We start from the raw sequence: 17,920 nt of genomic DNA, 5'->3' as shown, positions 1-17,920 counted from the left end.
TAAAGCGATTTAGATAAGACGAAAACAATTTTGACTGTCAGTAAGTTTTACTTGATGGTTGGTGAAATATTGTCTGGCAGTTAATTGTATATCGGAGAGAAAAATAAATATGGCCACGATTAACCAATTGGTTCGTAAGCCCCGTGCTAAAAGAATTGAAAAAAGTAATGTGCCAGCGTTGGAGGCGTGTCCTCAGCGCAGGGGTGTGTGTACCCGTGTTTATACGACGACACCTAAAAAGCCAAACTCAGCTTTACGTAAAGTGGCCAGGGTTCGGTTGACTAATGGGGCTGAGGTAAGTAGTTATATAGGTGGCGAAGGCCATAACCTTCAAGAGCATTCCGTGGTGTTGATAAGGGGTGGCAGGGTTAAGGATTTGCCTGGTGTGCGGTATCACGTTGTTCGTGGTAGTTTGGATGCTTCTGGTGTAAATAACAGAAAATGCGGGCGCTCTAAGTATGGAACTAAGCGGCCAAAAAGTTAAGAATATTGGATAAAAAAAATGTCTAGAAGAAGAGTTGCAACTAAAAGAGAGATTATTCCAGATCCAAGATTTAATAGCGTGATGCTGACCAAATTCATGAATATGATCATGGATAGCGGTAAAAAGTCTGTGGCTGAGTCGATTGTTTATGGTGCTCTTGATGTTATTGAGAACAAAGGTCATTCGGTTCCTTTAGATGTGTTGTCTAAGGCGTTAGAAAATGTTCAGCCAAGGGTTGAGGTTAAGTCGCGTAGGGTTGGTGGTGCGACTTATCAGGTTCCGGTTGAGGTTAGGCCGTCTAGGCGTATGGCTTTGGCAATGCGTTGGTTGATTGATGCTTCGCGCAAAAGAAACGAAAGGACGATGGCTTCTAAATTGGCAGGTGAGTTAATGGATGCTTTTGAAGGCAAAGGTAATGCTGCTAAGAAGCGTGAGGATACTCATAGAATGGCTGAGGCTAATAAGGCGTTCTCTCATTACCGCTTTTAATTAAATTAGGTCTTATGTAGCGTGGCTCGTAAAACTCCAATAGATAGGTATCGCAATATTGGCATTATGGCGCACATTGACGCCGGTAAGACCACAACTACAGAGCGGATACTTTATTATACGGGCGTATCCCATAAGATAGGTGAAGTGCATGATGGCGCTGCGACAATGGATTGGATGCAGCAAGAGCAGGAAAGGGGTATTACAATAACCTCCGCCGCAACGACATGTTTTTGGAGCGGGATGCAAAAACAGTTCGATCAGCATCGTATAAATATTATAGACACTCCTGGGCATGTCGATTTTACGATTGAGGTAGAGAGGTCGTTGCGTGTTTTGGATGGTGCCTGTGCGGTATTTTGTGCGGTGGGTGGTGTTGAGCCCCAGTCGGAGACGGTGTGGCGTCAAGCAAATAAATACAAGGTTCCCCGTTTGGTCTTTGTAAATAAGATGGATCGGACGGGTGCGAATTTTCTTCGGGTAATTGATCAAATAAAGGCTAGGTTGGGTGCTAATCCAGTCCCTATGCAATTGCCAATTGGATCCGAGGAGAATTACAGGGGTGTTGTGGATTTGGTGAAAATGAAGGCTATATATTGGGATGATGCCAATATGGGCATGAGTTTTTCTGAGCATGGCATACCAGATGAGATGCGTCCCGCGTGCGAAAAATGGAGGGAAAACATCCTTGAATCTGCTGCGGAAGCAAATGAAGAATACATGGAAAAGTATCTTGAAACAGGTTTTTTGACGGATGAAGAAATACAGTCAGGGATAAGATTCAGGACGATAGAAAATCAGATTGTTCCGGCCTTCTGTGGTTCGGCCTTTAAAAATAAAGGCGTTCAGGCAATGTTGGATGCGGTGATTGAGTATTTGCCTTCCCCTATTGATATACCTCCTGTTGAAGGTGTGTTGGAGGATGAGGTGACGGAAGTAAAGCGGTTTGCTGATGATGGCCAAGGGTTTTCGGCTCTTGCTTTTAAGATTGCCACGGATCCGTTTGTAGGCACGCTAACTTTTTTCAGGGTTTATTCTGGGGTTTTAAATTCTGGAGACGTACTTTATAACCCGATAAAAAAGAAAAAAGAGCGTGTTGGGCGTATCGTGCAAATGCACGCAAATAGCAGGGAAGAGGTCAAAGAAGTGTTTGCGGGCGATATAGCGGCGGCTATTGGCCTTAAGGATGTGACGACAGGTGACACATTGTGTGACGTAGGTGATGTTATCCTCTTGGAAAAAATGGATTTTCCAGATCCGGTTATTTCGATAGCGGTTGAGCCTAAAACGAAAGCAGATCAAGATAAAATGACGGTTGCTTTGGCTAGGTTGGCGCAAGAAGATCCGTCATTCAGGGTTAATACTGACGATGAATCTGGTCAGGTGATCATATCCGGGATGGGCGAGTTGCATCTCGAGATCATCGTCGATAGGATGAAAAGGGAATTTAATGTTGATGCAAATATAGGTAACCCCCAGGTCGCTTATAGGGAAACTATCCGGAAAACCGTCGAACATGAAAAAAAGTTTATAAGGCAAACTGGTGGTCGTGGTCAATATGGTCACGTATGGCTAAGGATAGAGCCATTAGAGCTAGGGAAGGGATATGAGTTTGTAAATGAAATTGTTGGTGGTGTTGTTCCTAAAGAATACATACCGGCGGTAGATAAAGGTGTGCAGGAGCAGCTAAAAAGTGGTGTATTGGCTGGTTTCCCTGTTTTAGATGTAAAGGTGTCGTTGTTCGATGGTTCTTATCATGATGTCGATTCGAACGAAATGGCTTTTAAGATTGCTGGATCAATGTGCTTCCGCGAAGGGTTGAGTGAAGCGGCTCCAGTTTTACTTGAGCCAATCATGAAGGTGGAAGTGGTCACTCCTGAAGAATATATGGGCGATGTGGTCGGCGACATCAATAGGCGACGGGGCATAATTCAGGGGATGGAGGATTTGCCTTCGGGAAAGGTAGTTAGTTGTGAAGTGCCTCTCGCAGAGATGTTTGGTTATGCGACAGATTTGCGCTCGACTTCCCAGGGAAGGGCTACATATAGCATGCAGTTTGAAAAATACAATGAAACCCCAGCGCATATTGCAGATGGCATCATTAAAAAATCTTCGTAAAATTGAATAAATATAAGGTATTAACTCATGGCCAAAGAAAAGTTTTCACGTAGCAAGCCCCATGTCAACGTCGGCACAATCGGTCACGTTGACCACGGCAAAACCACCCTGACCGCGGCGCTGACGAAAGTGATGGCCGAGCTGCAAGGTGGGGAGGTCAAGGCCTTTGACCAAATTGACAATGCGCCTGAAGAGCGGGCGCGCGGCATCACCATCGCCACCTCGCATGTCGAGTACGAGTCCGCCGTCCGCCACTATGCCCACGTTGACTGCCCCGGCCATGCCGACTATGTCAAAAACATGATCACCGGCGCCGCACAAATGGACGGCGCGATCCTGGTCTGCTCGGCCGCCGACGGCCCGATGCCGCAAACCCGCGAGCACATCCTGCTGTCACGCCAGGTCGGCGTCCCCTACATCGTCGTGTTCCTGAACAAGGCCGACATGGTCGATGACGAGGAGCTGCTGGAATTGGTGGAAATGGAAATCCGCGAACTGCTGGACATGTACGAATTCCCCGGCGACGACACCCCTATCATTAAAGGCTCCGCGCTGCTGGCGCTGAACGGCGACACCAGCGAAATTGGCGCCCCGTCGGTCGTCCGCCTGGTCGAGGCCCTGGACACCTACATCCCGTTGCCCGAACGTGCCGTTGACGGCGCCTTCCTGATGCCGATCGAAGACGTCTTCTCGATCTCAGGCCGTGGCACCGTGGTGACTGGCCGTATCGAGCGTGGCGTGATCAAGGTCGGCCAGGAAGTCGAGATCGTCGGCATCCGCCCGACCGTGTCCACCACCGTCACCGGCGTGGAAATGTTCCGCAAACTGCTGGACCAAGGCGAGGCGGGCGACAACGTCGGCTTGCTGCTGCGCGGCACCAAACGCGATGATGTCGAGCGTGGCCAAGTGTTGGCGCACAAAAACACCATCAAGCCGCACGCCCACTTCAACGCCGAGATTTACGTGCTGTCAAAAGAGGAAGGCGGCCGCCATACCCCGTTCTTCGACGGCTACCGCCCGCAATTCTATTTCCGCACCACCGACGTGACCGGGGCGGTGAAGCTGCCTGAAGGCGTCGAAATGGTCATGCCTGGCGACAACATCTCCGTCAGCGTGAAACTGATCTCGCCGATCGCGATGGAAGAGGGCTTGCGTTTCGCAATCCGTGAAGGTGGCCGCACCGTCGGTGCGGGCGTTGTTGCCTCTATTATTGAGTAATATAAATATGTCAAATCAAACTATCAGAATCCGTTTGAAATCATTTGATCATAAATTGATAGATCAATCGGCTGGTGAGATAGTAGAAACAGCAAGAAGGACAGGCGCACAAGTCAAGGGCCCGATTCCATTGCCTACTAAAAAAGAGCGTTTCACTATATTGATATCTCCTCACGTGAATAAAGATGCGCGTGATCAATATGAGTTGAGAACATATAAAAGATTGTTGGATATTGTAGAACCGACAGACAAGACTGTAGATGCGTTGATGAAACTGGATCTGGCGGCTGGTGTCGATGTTCAAATAAAACTGAATTAGAAGTAGAGGAATTGGCAGATGTCAATAGGTCTTATTGGTCGTAAATGTGGAATGACCAGAGTATTTTGTGAAGATGGTTCATCGGTACCTGTGACTGTTGTCCAAATTGAAGCAAATAGAGTGACTCAAGTGAAAGGGGTTGAGAGTGATGGTTATCGTTCAATCCAAGTCACGACTGGTGAAAAAAAGTCTTCCCGAGTCAACAAGGCAATGTCTGGTCATTATGCTGCGGCAAATATGACTGCGGGGCGTGGCCTTTGGGAGTTTAGGCTTGAAGACGGGGAAGGGGCTGATTTGACGACTGGCTCTGTTTTGCCGTTAACTGTCTTTTCTGAGGGTCAATTTGTTGATGTTCAAGGAAAAAGTATCGGTAAAGGCTTTGCTGGGGGTATTAAGCGCCATAACTTCCACATGCAAGATGCCACTCACGGTAACTCCCGGTCACACAGGGTATTAGGTTCCATAGGTATGAACCAGACTCCTGGTCGAGTCTTCAAGGGCAAGAAAATGGAAGGTCATTTAGGGGCTGTAAAAACAACAGTTCAAAATTTGACCATTCATTCTATTGACGTAGAAAGAAACTTGATTTTAGTAAAAGGTGCTGTGCCTGGAGCTAAAGGCGGAGATGTTATTATCACTCCTGCTATGAAAAAAAGAAATAAAGGTTAAGTCATGGGTTTTTATATACCTGCATTAAATGAGAAAGATTCTTCCGGTCAATTAGAGGTTTCTGAATCTGTTTTTGGCCAGTCGTTTAACGAAACACTGGTTCACCAGTTGGTAGTCCGTTATATGGCTGGTGCTCGTGCTGGTACAAAAGCACAAAAAACACGTTCTGATGTCAGTGGTGGCGGAGCTAAGCCTTGGCGGCAAAAGGGTACTGGCCGTGCTAGGTCTGGATCGACGCGTAGCCCTATTTGGCGGACTGGCGGTATTGCATTTGCGGCAAGACCTAGGTCATACGAACAAAAGTTAAATAAAAAAATGTTTCGGGTTGGGATACGGTCTATTTTGTCTGAGCTGTTAAGGCAAGACAGGTTGCTTGTAAGTAATGACATTATTCCTACTTCAGTTAAAACGAAAGAGTTAAGCGTCAAATTAAAAGCGATTGATGCCAAACGGATTTTGATTATTGTAGATCAAATAGATGAAAACATCGCATTATCATCTAGGAATATTCCTTATTTGGAAGTTGTAGAAGCGATAAACCTTAGTCCTGTTTTATTGGTTTCAGCTGATAAGGTAATTGCTACCCCTGAAGCCTTGAAAAGAATAGAGGAGCGGTTGTCATGAAATTGGATGCATATCAATTAACAAACGTTTTGCTTGCGCCAGTTGTATCTGAAAAAAGTGCAAATTCAGCGGAAACTAACAAGCAGTTCGTTTTTAGAGTGGAAAAGCAGTCTACAAAACATCAGATTAAATCTGCAGTAGAAGCAATGTTTAGTGTTGAAGTGGATTCTGTGAACATATTAAATGTTAAAGGAAAACAAAAAAGATCCGCACGTTCCTTGTACAAAAAGTCTGATTGGAAAAAGGCTTATGTAAAACTTAAGGAAGGGTTCGACATAGAGTTCACTACTGCTTAATTTAGTTACAATGAAAGGTCAATAGGAAACGGTAGAAAACATGGCTATTGTAAAGTCAAAACCGACATCACCAGGATCGCGGTTTGTTATACGTGTTAAAAATGACGATCTACATAAAGGAAGCCCTTATGCTCCTTTGCTTAGTAAGATCAGTAAGAGCGGTGGACGTAATAACCAAGGACGCATAACGACTCGGCATATTGGTGGGGGTCATAAACAGCACTACCGTATTATCGACTTTAAGCGTAATAAAATGGATATTCCGGCGATCGTTGAACGATTGGAATATGATCCTAATCGGACTGCCAATATTGCTTTGATCTTATTCAAAGATGGCGAGCGTAGATACATCATTGCACCTAAGGGATTGCAAGTAGGCCAGGAGCTTTTGTCATCAGAAAGCGTTCCTGTTAAGCCCGGCAATTGTATGCCATTAAGAAATATACCAATGGGCACCACCGTTCATTGTGTCGAGCTAAAGCCAGGAAAAGGTGCTCAAGTGGCTAGAAGTGCAGGTACTTCTGTGCAATTGGTGGCTAGGGATGGAGCCCATGCTACGATTCGCATGCGGTCAGGAGAGATGCGAAAAGTTATGGCTGATTGTCGTGCCGTGATTGGAGAGGTTTCTAATGCCGAACATAACTTATCCTCTTTGGGTAAGGCGGGGGCGACGAGATGGAAAGGTGTCCGTCCAACCGTACGAGGGGTTGTTATGAATCCTGTTGATCATCCGCATGGTGGTGGTGAAGGACGTACATCTGGCGGAAGGCATCCTGTATCGCCTTGGGGTATGCCGACTAAAGGTTATAAAACCAGAAAAAACAAACGTACTGATAATATGATTATCAGACGCCGTAAGTAGAATAGAGAGGGATTAACGTGCCGCGCTCAATTAAAAAAGGTCCTTTTATTGACCACCATCTTCTGAAAAAAATTGAAGATGCCGTAAGCAGCAATAATAGGAAACCAATTAAAACATGGTCGAGAAGATCAATGATTATTCCTGACATGCTAGGCCTGACTATTGCCATACACAATGGTCGGCTCCACATTCCAGTGCTTATTTCTGAGAATATGATAGGGCATAAGCTAGGTGAATTTGCGCCTACCCGAACATACAAAGGTCATGTGGCCGATAAAAAATCAAGGTAGGGCTCAATCATGGAAATTTCGGCAAAGTTAAGCAATGCCCCTCTATCAGCTCAAAAAGCACGTTTAGTGGGGGATCAAATACGTGGGTTGCCTGTTGATAAGGCATTGAATACGTTGAAATTCAGCTCTAAAAAAGCAGCAACGATCATAAAAAAAATACTCGAATCAGCAATAGCTAACGCTGAGCATAATGAAAGCATTGATATTGATGAGTTGCGTGTGTCCACGGTTTTTGTAAACGAGGGGCCCACAATGAAAAGATTTAAGGCCAGAGCCAAAGGACGTGCAAACCATATCCTTAAAAGAACCTGTCATATTACAATTTCAGTTGCAGAATACGAGTAGAGGTATATAGAAATGGGTCAGAAAGTACATCCAACAGGTATTCGGCTTGGAATTGTAAAGGACTGGAATTCAAGATGGTATGCAAATTCCCAAGATTATTCGGTTTTTCTGCATCAAGACTTGACGATAAGGGAGTATATCAGAAAAAAACTGGCTAACGCTTCAGTGAGCCGTATACAGATTAACCGTCCGGCGAATAATGCCCACATCACCATACATACAGCGCGTCCAGGTATCGTGATAGGCAAGAAAGGCGAAGACATTGATGTGTTGAAGCAAGAAATATCTAAGATGATAGGTATGCCAGTTCAAGTCAATGTTGAGGAAATAAGGAAGCCCGAGTTGGATGCCCAGTTAGTAGCTGAAGGTATTGCGCAACAACTTGAAAAACGGATTATGTATCGTCGTGCAATGAAGCGCGCTGTGACCAATACGATGCGTTTAGGCGCAGAAGGCATAAAAATCAGTATTGGTGGTCGTTTAAATGGCGCGGAGATTGCCCGTACTGAATGGTATAGGGAGGGTCGAGTGCCTTTACATACTTTGAGGGCTGACATAGATTATGCAACAGCCGAAGCAAATACTACCTACGGAATTATCGGTATAAAAATCTGGATATTCAAAGGTGAAGTATTCGATATGGACGCACACATCGCATCCATTAATTCTGAATCTAAAAAATAGTTGAAGGGAAAAAGTTATGCTTCAACCTAAAAGAACAAAATTTCGCAAGCAACATAAAGGCAGAAACAACGGAACGGCTGTTAAAGGCTCTTCCGTGAGCTTTGGTGAGTACGGATTAAAATCAGTAAGTCGTGGCAGATTGACTGCACGCCAGATTGAATCTGCTAGAAGAACAATAACGCGTCATGTAAAGCGTGGCGGCAAAATCTGGATCAGAATTTTTCCTGACAAGCCAATTACCAAAAAACCTTTAGAAGTTCGTATGGGAAAAGGAAAAGGTAGTGTAGAATACTGGGTTGCACAAATTAGGCCTGGCACTATGCTTTATGAAATTCAAGGTGTATCTGAAGAATTGGCTCGTGAAGCCTTTACACTTGCTGCAGCTAAGTTGCCATTAAAAACACTCTTTACTGTTCGGACAATAATGTAATGAAAGCAACAGATTTACGTCAAAAAACCAAAGCCGAATTGCAGGCTATGTTACTCGAATTGTCACGCGAGCGGTTTAACCTTAGGATGCAAAAGGCCACAGGCCAGCTATCTAAGTCAGACCAAGTGAAAAAAGTAAGACGTGATATCGCACGTATCCAAACAGTATTGACTCAAATGGTAGGTGCATGATATGAGCGAAAATGTTACCAAGCTGAGAACCATTTCCGGTAAGGTTGTCAGCAATAAAATGGACAAAACTATTACAGTTTTGGTTGAGCGTGTCGTAAAGCATCCTGTTTATGGGAAATATATAAAACGGTCAACCAAGATGATGGCGCATGATGAAAATAATGTTTGCCAGGAAGGTGATATTGTTGCAATTACATCTTGCAGGCCGATGTCAAAAAACAAAACCTTCAAGCTTGTTCAGGTCTTAGAAAGTTCTAACAAATAGCAGTAGCTATTTATACATAGTCAAATTAGGAATAGATCATGATTCAGATGCAAACTAACCTTGACGTCGCCGATAATAGCGGTGCAAAAAAGGTCATGTGTATCAAAGTCCTAGGCGGCTCACATCGGCGTTATGCAGGCATTGGTGATATTATCAAAGTCAGTATAAAAGATGCGATTCCGCGTGGAAGAGTAAAAAAAGGCGAAGTTTACAATGCCTTGGTCGTAAGAACCCGTAAAGGGGTTCGCCGCCCGGATGGCTCGTTGATTCGTTTTGATGGTAACGCGGCGGTCATTTTAAACAATAACTTGCAACCTTTGGGTACGCGTATTTTTGGCCCAGTTACACGTGAGCTTAGAGGGGAAAAATTTATGAAAATTATCTCTTTGGCTCCTGAAGTATTGTAAGGGGAAAATAATGCAAAAAATAAAGAAAGGTGATGACGTTATCATCCGTACTGGAAAAGATAAGGGTAAGAGTGGGCGCGTAACCCAAATACTTAAGAATGATAAGGTGTTGGTTGAAGGGGTCAATCAAGCCAAAAAAACGCAGAAAGCGAATCCAAATACCGGAGTTTCTGGGGGCATCATAGTAAAAGATATGCCTATCCATATTTCTAATATTGGTTTGTATAATCCTGTGACAAAGAAGGCGGATCGTATTGGCTTTAGGATATTGGAAGATGGAAAAAAAGTCAGATACTTTAAATCTACCAGTCAAGTCGTTGATAATTAAGGTGTAGATGGGTTATGGCCAGATTAAAAGATACATATAAAGAGACAGTGCTTCCAGCTTTAATGCAACAGTTTTCATATAAATCTGTTATGCAAGCTCCAAGAATTACTAAAATTACCCTAAATATGGGGGTAAGCGGCGCAGTCACAGACAAAAAAGTGTTGCAGTCAGCAGTTGCCGATATGGAAAAGATCGCGGGGCAAAAACCTGTGGTCACGTTGGCCAGGAAATCTATTGCGGGTTTTAAAATTCGTGACGATATGCCTATTGGTTGCAAAGTGACCTTGCGTAGCGAGAAGATGTATGAGTTTTTAGATCGGCTCATTAGTATCTCTATTCCTCGGATTCGTGACTTTAGAGGCCTAAGCCCTAAAAGTTTTGATGGGCGAGGTAACTATTCAATGGGCGTCAAAGAGCAGATTATCTTTCCAGAAATTGATTACGATAAAATTGATGCTTTACGAGGCATGGATATTACCATTACTACGACAGCGCGGACAAATGAAGAAGGTTTGGCTTTGCTGAAATTGTTCAATTTTCCATTCAAGAGCTAAGGTTAGGTTTATCATGGCAAAGAAATCAATGATCGCTCGTGAAGACAAGCGTAAAAAATTGGTAAAAAAACACAGCGCTAAACGTAATGCTTTGAAGGAAGCGATTAGAAGCCCTAATACATCGTTTGAAGATAAAGAGTTGGCTCAATTGCAATTGCAAAAAATGCCGCGGGATTCGAGCGTGTCCAGAGTGCGTAACCGTTGTAATTTAACTGGTCGTCCGCACGGATATTATCGTAAGTTTGGCCTTAGCCGGAATAAGCTGAGAGAAGCCACTATGCGTGGTGACGTGCCTGGCTTAGTCAAGGCTAGCTGGTAATATCTGGTAGATCGAGTTAGGAGAATTAATAATGAGTATGACAGATCCTGTAGCGGATATGCTGACACGCATCAGAAACGGCCAATCAGCGGGTAAGAAGTTTATCAAGCAGCCGTCTTCAAAATTGAAAGTGTCAATAGCAAAGGTATTGAAAGAGGAAGGTTATATAACCGATTTTAGTACGGAAACGGTAGGTAATCACATCGAAATGACAGTCGAGCTGAAATACTATAAGGGTGTTCCAGTTATCGAGAATATTAAAAGAATTAGTAGACCCGGCTTACGCATCTATAAGTCCAAAGATGAGTTGCCAAAGGTTCTTGGTGGTTTGGGTATTGCTATTGTTTCAACATCAAATGGTGTTATGACTGACCGGGCTGCACGTGCTATCGGGCATGGCGGCGAAGTCATTTGTACTGTTTGTTAATGTAGGCGTGTTATGTCAAGAATTGCTAAAGCCCCAATCACTATACCTAAGGGTGTAGATATAAAAATTGAAGACAACCATATGACCGTTAAAGGAGCTAAGGGTCAGTTGTCATTTACGCTTAATCCTGCTGTCAGTGTCGATATTGCTGATAACGTACTTCAAGTGGTTTGGAATAGGGATGATAAGGTTGCGACCGCTCAAGCGGGTACTGCACGGGCGATTGTCAGTAATATGGTTGCTGGTGTTTCTGCTGGTTTTGAAAGAAAGCTGACCTTAATTGGTGTTGGTTATAGGGCTCAGGCTAAAGATAAGATTTTGAGTTTGGCTTTAGGCTATTCCCATCCTGTTGATTTTGAAGTTCCTGCTGGCGTTACGATTGAAACTCCAAGCCAAACTGAGATTATTATCAAAGGTAGCGATAAGCAACAAATTGGTCAGGTAGCTGCTAAAATTAGGGCATATCGTCCTCCAGAGCCGTATAAAGGTAAAGGTGTCAGATATGCTGAAGAGAATGTTATCAAGAAAGAAGCTAAGAAGAAATAAGGTGGCGTGATGCAAAAAAAGCAAACTCGAATGAAGCGCGCATTAAAATTGCGTTGCAAAATAAAAAAATTAAACGCCATCCGCTTATCGGTTCATAAGACTTCCCAGCATATCTATGCCCAGATAATCAGCGGTGACGGTTCAAGCACTTTGGTGAGCGCGTCGACAACACAAACAGAGATTAAGTCGCTATTGAAAAATACCGATAACGTACAGGCGGCTATTGAAGTAGGTAAGAAAATTGCCGAGAAAGCTCTTGCTGCTGGTATTACCGAGGTTGCTTTCGATCGATCAGGTTTTAAATATCATGGTCGCGTGAAAGCATTAGCTGATGCTGCCCGTGAAGTTGGTTTAAAGTTTTAGGAGAATAAAATGTCTACAGCACCTGCTCAGGGCAGTATTGATGGTTTGCAAGAAAAACTCGTAAATGTGAGACGGGTTGCCAAGGTTGTTAAAGGTGGTAGAGTTTTCGGATTTACTGCCCTTACTGTGGTGGGTGACGGCGCGGGGCGGGTTGGTTATGGGGTTAGCAAAGCTCGTGAAGTTCCGATTGCAATCCAGAAGTCCCTGGAACAAGCGCGTAAAAATATGCGTAAGGTCTCTTTGAAGGGAGATACCCTTCAGTACCCTATCATGAATACTACAGGTGCCGCTAAGGTTTATATGCAACCTGCATCTGAAGGTACCGGTATCATTGCTGGCGGAGCGATGAGGGCTGTTTTTGAAGTTGTTGGCGTGCATAATGTGTTGGCAAAATGTATTGGCACTAATAATCCAATTAACGTTGTTAGGGCAACCATTAATGGTCTTACTGGAATGCATAACATAAACCAGATCGCTGCTAAACGCGGTTTATCGCCTGATCAAATAATCGGATAAATCAGATGGCTACTACTAAGTTGAATGTAACGATGATTAAAAGTAAGTTTGGTCGCCTTCCTAGGCATCAAGCGTGTTTAAAAGGGCTTGGTTTGCGGAAAATCCATCAAACCGTTGAAGTGCTGGATACACCGGAAAACAGAGGCATGATAAATAAAATATCGTACATGCTAAAAGTTGAGGAATTGTAATGTTTCTGAATACGATACAGGCAAGTGAAGGATCGCGGAAAAAAGCCAAACGAGTGGGTCGTGGAATAGGTTGTACTCTTGGTAAAACATGCGGAAGAGGGCATAAGGGGCAAAAGGCAAGAAGCGGCGGGTTCCATAAAGTGGGTTTTGAAGGGGGGCAGATGCCTCTTCAACGTCGGCTGCCAAAAATTGGTTTCATCTCACAATCAGGTAAGTATTCTGCTGAAGTGCGTCTAAGTGAATTGAATGGGCTGGATTCAGAAATTATTGATCTGAAAGTCCTAATTAAGGCGAATATTGTGCCTATTTTTACAAAAAAGGCCAAGATAATAAAATCTGGCGATCTTACCAAAGCAGTTACCATAAAAGGCATTAACGTAACAAGCGGTGCTAAAGAAGCTATTGAATCGCTTGGTGGAAAAATAGAGGCTTAATTAAGGTGAGTACTTCAAAAGTTCAAATGGCTAATAAGCTCGGCAATTTTTCAGAGCTACAGGCAAGGCTGCTTTTTGTATTAGGGGCTTTTGTTGTATATCGCGTTGGTGCACATATTCCGGTTCCCGGAATAGACCCTAAGGCTCTTGCCATAATGTTTGAACAGCAAAGCGGCTCAATACTAGACATGTTTAACATGTTTTCCGGTGGTGCCCTTATGAGACTTAGTCTGTTTGCTCTTGGTATAATGCCCTACATTTCTGCATCAATCATTATGCAGTTGATGACGGTCGTTATCCCTTCCATGGAGCAAATGAAGAAAGAGGGTGAGGCGGGTAGAAGGAAAATATCACAATTTACCAGATATGGCACAGTTGTTTTAGCTACATTTCAAGCGATCGGTATTTCCTTGGCTCTGCAAAACCAAACTGCAGGAGGCCTTTCCGTGGTTCTGGCTCCTGGCATTGGGTTTATAGCAGTAACCACAATCACGTTAGTGACTGGTACAGTGTTCCTGATGTGGTTGGGCGAGCAGGTCACCGAGCGCGGTATTGGCAATGGTATTTCAATGATAATCTTTGCTGGTATTGTTTCTGGGTTGCCTAAGGCTGTTGGTGGCACATTAGAACTTGCTAGGACGGGTGAGATGAATGGAGCATTTATTATTTTGCTCTTCCTTTTATCTGTCGGTGTGACGGCTTTGGTCGTATTTGTAGAAAGAGGGCAAAGAAGAATACTGATAAATTACCCAAAGCGCCAGCAGGGTCGTAAGCTTTATGCCGCACAAAGTAGTTTTTTACCCTTAAAGATAAATATGGCCGGGGTTATACCGCCCATATTTGCTTCCAGTATCATATTGTTCCCTGCAACAATTGCTGGTTGGTTCGGAAACGCCGAAGGGTTTAATTGGCTTCAGGATATTGCAACTATGTTGTCTCCTGGACAGCCGGTCTATGTATTGCTGTATGCCTCTGCGATCGTGTTTTTCTGTTTCTTTTATACCGCGCTGGTATTTAACTCAAAAGAAACGGCCGAGAATTTAAAAAAATCCGGTGCATTCTTACCTGGTATTAGGCCTGGTATTCAAACCAGTATGTATATTGATAAGGTTATGACCCGATTGACGTTGATCGGGGCGTTTTATATAACCTTGGTTTGTTTGTTGCCAGAGTTTTTAATAGTGTATTGGAATGTCCCTTTTTATTTTGGTGGCACTTCTTTGTTGATCATTGTTGTGGTTGTCATGGACTTTATTTCTCAAATGCAGACCCATGTCATGTCCCAGCAGTATGAAGGCTTAATGAAAAAAGCCAATTTAAAAAAATAATTTTATTGTAAGAACGCTTAGGGGTTTGTGATGAAAGTTCGTGCTTCTGTAAAAAAAATATGTAGGAATTGTAAAATAGTGAAAAGAAATGGTGTCGTTAGGGTTATTTGTCTGGATGGACGTCATAAACAACGGCAAGGTTGATTTTTTTGTTAACATTATTTCTATTGTGCTATAATTCGGCACTTAACTTTAGAATATTACTCAGGGGAGTAACTGAATGGCACGTATTGCCGGGATAAATGTACCAGATCATAAGCATGCAGTTATTGCCTTAACTGCAATTTATGGGATTGGGCGTCAAACTGCAACTGAAATTTGTTCGGAAGTAGGTATATTACCGTCCATTAAAATAAAAGAGTTAACAGAAGATCAACTAGAAATGATTCGTGGAGTTGTTTCTAAGATGACAGTGGAAGGTGATCTTCGGCGCGAAGTTTCTATGAATATTAAACGCTTAATGGATCTAGGTTGTTATCGCGGTATTAGGCATAGACGCGGCCTTCCTTTGAGGGGGCAAAGAACAAGAACAAATGCCAGGACTAGAAAAGGTCCACGTAAACCAATCAGAAAATAAAATATTCTTTTAAGAGAAAAAGTAATGGCTAGTCCAAATCGTTCAAGAAAACGTATCAAAAAAGAAGTGGCGGATGGTATAGTCCATGTGCATGCATCTTTTAACAATACAATAATTACTATCACAGATAGAAAGGGAAATGCACTATCTTGGGCGACCTCGGGTGGCTCTGGATTCCGTGGATCCAGAAAAAGTACACCCTTTGCAGCCCAGGTTGCAGCTGAAAAGGCCGGTATAGTTGCTCAAGAGTTTGGGATGAAAAACTTGGATGTGCTAGTTAAAGGCCCTGGTCCTGGACGTGAGTCGGCTGTTCGTTCTTTGAACAACTTAGGATTTAAGATTAACAATATTATTGATGTCACTCCCATTCCTCACAATGGTTGCCGTCCACCTAAGAAACGCCGCGTATAAAGATTTGGAGTAATAATATGGCAAGATATCTTGGTCCTACCTGTAAGTTAAGTCGTAGAGAAGGCGCAGATCTGCTTTTAAAAAGTAGAGGCAAGTCTTTAGAAAGTAAATGTAAATTAGACCAGAAGCCTGGTCAGCACGGTACTAAACGAGCTAGAAATTCTGATTATGCTATTCAGTTAAGAGCTAAGCAGCGTTTACGCCGTATTTATGGTGTGCTAGAAAAGCAATTCCGAAATTATTATAAAATCGCAGATATGAAGAAGGGTGCAACGGGCGAAAATCTTTTGAATCTTCTTGAGTCTAGGCTTGATAATGTCGTTTATCGCATGGGGTTTGCCTGCACCAGAGCCGAAGCCCGCCAATTGGTGAGCCACAAATCCATCCAAGTAAATGGTGGATTGATTAACATCCCTTCTTATCAGGTTGTTCCTGGCGACGTTTTAAGCATTCGGGAAAAGGCAAAAAAACAACAACGAATTGTTGATGCCTTAACTGTAACTGAGCAATATGGTTTTCCTGCTTGGGTTGATGTCAATCCAAAAACTATGACAGGTACTTTCAATTCATTGCCTGATCGTGTTGACTTAGGTAGCGATATTAATGAACAGTTAGTAGTTGAGCTTTACTCTAAATAATTGAAATTCGAGGGATATAAATGCAGAATTCTATTTCTGGCTTATTGAAGCCTCGTCTTGTTGAGGTTGTAAATAAAACCCCAAACCATTCTAGAATCGTCATTGAGCCACTTGAGCGTGGTTTTGGGCATTCGCTTGGAAATGCATTGAGACGAGTTTTATTATCTACAATTCCCGGTTGTGCAGTCACTGATGTGGAGATTGAAGGTGTCCTTCATGAATACACCACTATAGAAGGGGTACAAGAAGACGTCATTGATATACTCCTTAACTTGAAGAAATTGGCTGTTATATTGCATTCAAAAGATGAAGTTGAGCTTACATTGACAAAGAATGGTGCTGGTAGTGTAACAGCGGGCGACATTACTCTTCCCCATGATGTTGAAATTGTAAATCCTGATTTAGTTATTGCTAACCTGACCCAAGCCGGTGTGTTAAACATGAAGCTCAGGGTTCGTCGCGGCAGGGGATATGAGCCAGTAAGTGTACGTAAATCTCTGCCGAATTATAATGCCCCAGTTATGGGGTCTTTGCAATTGGATGCTTCGTATAGCCCTATAGTCAAGGTTTCTTATCAAGTTGAAAGTACCCGTGTTGAACAGCGTACTAACTTAGATAAGTTAATTATTGAGCTTGAAACAAATGGAACTGTAGATCCCGAAGAAACTATTAAACTGGCTGCGACCATATTGCATGAGCAATTGTCCGTCTTCGTTGATTTTGAGAAGGTAAATGACCTGCTTGAAGAGGAAAAGATAGAGGTCGAAGAGATATTTGAGCCTGTTTTACTTCGGCCAGTTGATGATCTTGAGTTGACTGTTCGTTCGGCTAACTGCTTAAAAGCTGAAAATATTTTCTATATCGGTGACCTGATTCAGCGTACTGAAGTTGAATTATTGAAAACCCCTAATCTGGGCAAAAAGTCACTTACAGAAATAAAGGATATTCTTGCCCTAAAAGGTTTGTCATTAGGTATGCGTTTAGAAAACTGGCCGCCTGACAATCTAGCAGATCAATCTCATTCATCAACACATTAATTTTATTAGGTCATCATTACAATGAGACATCGTAAATCAGGTAGAAAATTTAACATGAATAGCAGCCATCGCAAGGCTCTATTCAGTAACATGGCTAATTCTTTGTTTAAGCATGAATTAATCAAAACGACCTTGCCTAAGGCTAAAGAGTTAAGGGGCTTTGCCGAGCCTTTAATCACTTTATCTAAAGAAGATAGCGTGGCGAAAAGACGGTTGGCGTTTGCTAAATTGCGTGACCGTGACATGGTGACTAAATTATTTAACGAATTGGGTCCAAGATATAAAAATAGGTCAGGTGGTTACTTACGCATTATGAAATGCGGATTTAGGACAGGTGATGATACGCCAATGGCCTACGTTGAACTGGTCGATAAACCTGAATAATTTTAATTGCCATACCAAGGCAAATTAAATAGCTAAAAAAAAAACCCGATGTTGTTTATTAACAATATCGGGTTTTTTTTTAACTATATTTTATTGGTTTCGTCCATCTGATATTTTTAAATTTAGCTTTATGCCATTTAAAAAATTGTCTGGATTCGCGGACATGACATCAGTTA

Annotated in this window: 32 protein-coding genes; all 32 read left to right on the top strand. The window is 43.0% G+C overall.

Annotated elements, in window-relative coordinates; all coding sequences use genetic code 11:
- Positions 1-109: 109 nt before the first annotated feature.
- The 32 genes from rpsL to rplQ all read left to right on the top strand — a co-directional run bounded on the left by rpsL (position 110) and on the right by rplQ (position 17,744).
- Positions 110-484, top strand: a complete 375-nt coding sequence (gene rpsL, locus METMI_RS0103915) for a 30S ribosomal protein S12 (protein ID WP_019864937.1) — start codon at positions 110-112, stop codon at positions 482-484.
- Between the two features lie 18 nt (positions 485-502).
- The gene (gene rpsG / locus METMI_RS0103910; protein WP_019864936.1) at positions 503-973 is read left to right on the top strand and encodes a 30S ribosomal protein S7; all 471 of its coding nucleotides are present in this window, start codon (positions 503-505) and stop codon (positions 971-973) included.
- Positions 974-994: 21 nt separating this feature from the next.
- Entirely contained in the window at positions 995-3,091 is a 2,097-nt protein-coding gene (gene fusA, locus METMI_RS0103905; RefSeq protein WP_029151475.1) for an elongation factor G, read from the top strand.
- A 27-nt stretch (positions 3,092-3,118) separates the two neighbouring features.
- Complete coding sequence (gene tuf, locus METMI_RS0103900) at positions 3,119-4,309, top strand: elongation factor Tu (RefSeq protein WP_019864933.1); 1,191 nt, start codon at positions 3,119-3,121, stop codon at positions 4,307-4,309.
- Positions 4,310-4,316: 7 nt separating this feature from the next.
- Positions 4,317-4,628 (top strand): 30S ribosomal protein S10, encoded by a 312-nt coding sequence (gene rpsJ / locus METMI_RS0103895; RefSeq protein WP_005373966.1) that lies wholly within the window; start codon positions 4,317-4,319, stop codon positions 4,626-4,628.
- Positions 4,629-4,646: 18 nt separating this feature from the next.
- Positions 4,647-5,297, top strand: coding sequence for a 50S ribosomal protein L3 (gene rplC / locus METMI_RS0103890; RefSeq protein ID WP_019864932.1), 651 nt, complete (start codon positions 4,647-4,649; stop codon positions 5,295-5,297).
- Between the two features lie 3 nt (positions 5,298-5,300).
- A complete protein-coding gene (gene rplD, locus METMI_RS0103885; protein ID WP_019864931.1) occupies positions 5,301-5,921 on the top strand; it encodes a 50S ribosomal protein L4 in 621 nt (206 codons plus the stop codon).
- Entirely contained in the window at positions 5,918-6,217 is a 300-nt protein-coding gene (gene rplW / locus METMI_RS0103880) for a 50S ribosomal protein L23 (protein WP_019864930.1), read from the top strand. Before rplD ends, rplW begins: the two co-directional genes overlap by 4 nt.
- A 40-nt stretch (positions 6,218-6,257) precedes the next feature.
- On the top strand, positions 6,258-7,079 hold the full coding sequence (rplB, locus tag METMI_RS0103875) for a 50S ribosomal protein L2 (protein WP_019864929.1): 822 nt from the start codon (positions 6,258-6,260) through the stop codon (positions 7,077-7,079).
- Positions 7,080-7,096: 17 nt separating this feature from the next.
- Positions 7,097-7,369 (top strand): 30S ribosomal protein S19, encoded by a 273-nt coding sequence (gene rpsS, locus METMI_RS0103870; protein WP_029151474.1) that lies wholly within the window; start codon positions 7,097-7,099, stop codon positions 7,367-7,369.
- A gap of 9 nt (positions 7,370-7,378) precedes the next feature.
- Positions 7,379-7,714 carry a 50S ribosomal protein L22 gene (gene rplV, locus METMI_RS0103865; RefSeq protein ID WP_019864927.1) on the top strand — a complete coding sequence of 112 codons (336 nt, stop codon included), beginning with the start codon at positions 7,379-7,381 and terminating at the stop codon, positions 7,712-7,714.
- A gap of 12 nt (positions 7,715-7,726) precedes the next feature.
- Entirely contained in the window at positions 7,727-8,398 is a 672-nt protein-coding gene (gene rpsC, locus METMI_RS0103860) for a 30S ribosomal protein S3 (RefSeq protein ID WP_019864925.1), read from the top strand.
- 16 nt (positions 8,399-8,414) lie between these two features.
- The gene (gene rplP, locus METMI_RS0103855) at positions 8,415-8,828 is read left to right on the top strand and encodes a 50S ribosomal protein L16 (RefSeq protein ID WP_019864924.1); all 414 of its coding nucleotides are present in this window, start codon (positions 8,415-8,417) and stop codon (positions 8,826-8,828) included.
- On the top strand, positions 8,828-9,019 hold the full coding sequence (gene rpmC / locus METMI_RS0103850; protein ID WP_019864923.1) for a 50S ribosomal protein L29: 192 nt from the start codon (positions 8,828-8,830) through the stop codon (positions 9,017-9,019). Before rplP ends, rpmC begins: the two co-directional genes overlap by 1 nt.
- A 1-nt stretch (position 9,020) precedes the next feature.
- A complete protein-coding gene (gene rpsQ / locus METMI_RS0103845; protein WP_019864922.1) occupies positions 9,021-9,284 on the top strand; it encodes a 30S ribosomal protein S17 in 264 nt (87 codons plus the stop codon).
- A 38-nt stretch (positions 9,285-9,322) separates the two neighbouring features.
- Entirely contained in the window at positions 9,323-9,691 is a 369-nt protein-coding gene (gene rplN / locus METMI_RS0103840) for a 50S ribosomal protein L14 (protein WP_019864921.1), read from the top strand.
- A gap of 10 nt (positions 9,692-9,701) precedes the next feature.
- Positions 9,702-10,019 (top strand): 50S ribosomal protein L24, encoded by a 318-nt coding sequence (gene rplX / locus METMI_RS0103835; protein WP_019864920.1) that lies wholly within the window; start codon positions 9,702-9,704, stop codon positions 10,017-10,019.
- 14 nt (positions 10,020-10,033) lie between these two features.
- Positions 10,034-10,573 carry a 50S ribosomal protein L5 gene (gene rplE, locus METMI_RS0103830; RefSeq protein WP_019864919.1) on the top strand — a complete coding sequence of 180 codons (540 nt, stop codon included), beginning with the start codon at positions 10,034-10,036 and terminating at the stop codon, positions 10,571-10,573.
- 13 nt (positions 10,574-10,586) lie between these two features.
- The gene (gene rpsN, locus METMI_RS0103825; protein ID WP_029151473.1) at positions 10,587-10,892 is read left to right on the top strand and encodes a 30S ribosomal protein S14; all 306 of its coding nucleotides are present in this window, start codon (positions 10,587-10,589) and stop codon (positions 10,890-10,892) included.
- Between the two features lie 31 nt (positions 10,893-10,923).
- Complete coding sequence (rpsH, locus tag METMI_RS0103820) at positions 10,924-11,319, top strand: 30S ribosomal protein S8 (RefSeq protein WP_019864917.1); 396 nt, start codon at positions 10,924-10,926, stop codon at positions 11,317-11,319.
- A gap of 12 nt (positions 11,320-11,331) precedes the next feature.
- Positions 11,332-11,865: a 50S ribosomal protein L6 gene (gene rplF / locus METMI_RS0103815; protein WP_019864916.1), complete on the top strand. Its 534-nt coding sequence runs from the start codon at positions 11,332-11,334 to the stop codon at positions 11,863-11,865.
- A gap of 9 nt (positions 11,866-11,874) precedes the next feature.
- Entirely contained in the window at positions 11,875-12,228 is a 354-nt protein-coding gene (gene rplR, locus METMI_RS0103810; protein ID WP_029151472.1) for a 50S ribosomal protein L18, read from the top strand.
- Between the two features lie 9 nt (positions 12,229-12,237).
- Positions 12,238-12,744: a 30S ribosomal protein S5 gene (gene rpsE / locus METMI_RS0103805; protein WP_019864914.1), complete on the top strand. Its 507-nt coding sequence runs from the start codon at positions 12,238-12,240 to the stop codon at positions 12,742-12,744.
- Positions 12,745-12,749: 5 nt separating this feature from the next.
- Positions 12,750-12,935 carry a 50S ribosomal protein L30 gene (rpmD, locus tag METMI_RS0103800; RefSeq protein ID WP_019864913.1) on the top strand — a complete coding sequence of 62 codons (186 nt, stop codon included), beginning with the start codon at positions 12,750-12,752 and terminating at the stop codon, positions 12,933-12,935.
- Positions 12,935-13,369, top strand: coding sequence for a 50S ribosomal protein L15 (gene rplO, locus METMI_RS0103795; RefSeq protein WP_019864912.1), 435 nt, complete (start codon positions 12,935-12,937; stop codon positions 13,367-13,369). The genes rpmD and rplO overlap by 1 nt, the downstream gene beginning before the upstream one ends.
- A gap of 26 nt (positions 13,370-13,395) precedes the next feature.
- On the top strand, positions 13,396-14,697 hold the full coding sequence (secY, locus tag METMI_RS0103790) for a preprotein translocase subunit SecY (RefSeq protein WP_019864911.1): 1,302 nt from the start codon (positions 13,396-13,398) through the stop codon (positions 14,695-14,697).
- A gap of 30 nt (positions 14,698-14,727) precedes the next feature.
- Positions 14,728-14,841: a 50S ribosomal protein L36 gene (gene rpmJ / locus METMI_RS26035; protein WP_083930166.1), complete on the top strand. Its 114-nt coding sequence runs from the start codon at positions 14,728-14,730 to the stop codon at positions 14,839-14,841.
- Positions 14,842-14,917: 76 nt separating this feature from the next.
- Positions 14,918-15,274 carry a 30S ribosomal protein S13 gene (gene rpsM, locus METMI_RS0103780; RefSeq protein ID WP_019864910.1) on the top strand — a complete coding sequence of 119 codons (357 nt, stop codon included), beginning with the start codon at positions 14,918-14,920 and terminating at the stop codon, positions 15,272-15,274.
- A gap of 24 nt (positions 15,275-15,298) precedes the next feature.
- Positions 15,299-15,685, top strand: coding sequence for a 30S ribosomal protein S11 (gene rpsK, locus METMI_RS0103775; protein WP_019864909.1), 387 nt, complete (start codon positions 15,299-15,301; stop codon positions 15,683-15,685).
- A 17-nt stretch (positions 15,686-15,702) separates the two neighbouring features.
- The gene (gene rpsD, locus METMI_RS0103770) at positions 15,703-16,323 is read left to right on the top strand and encodes a 30S ribosomal protein S4 (protein WP_019864908.1); all 621 of its coding nucleotides are present in this window, start codon (positions 15,703-15,705) and stop codon (positions 16,321-16,323) included.
- Between the two features lie 20 nt (positions 16,324-16,343).
- On the top strand, positions 16,344-17,360 hold the full coding sequence (locus METMI_RS0103765) for a DNA-directed RNA polymerase subunit alpha (RefSeq protein ID WP_019864907.1): 1,017 nt from the start codon (positions 16,344-16,346) through the stop codon (positions 17,358-17,360).
- A gap of 21 nt (positions 17,361-17,381) precedes the next feature.
- Positions 17,382-17,744, top strand: a complete 363-nt coding sequence (gene rplQ, locus METMI_RS0103760) for a 50S ribosomal protein L17 (RefSeq protein WP_029151471.1) — start codon at positions 17,382-17,384, stop codon at positions 17,742-17,744.
- Positions 17,745-17,920 lie beyond the last annotated feature (176 nt).

The sequence above is a fragment of the Methylovulum miyakonense HT12 genome, assembly GCF_000384075.1.
Taxonomy (GTDB): domain Bacteria; phylum Pseudomonadota; class Gammaproteobacteria; order Methylococcales; family Methylomonadaceae; genus Methylovulum; species Methylovulum miyakonense.
The sequence above is the reverse complement of the archived record's forward strand: the minus strand, read 5'-3'. Positions and strand labels throughout refer to the sequence as shown.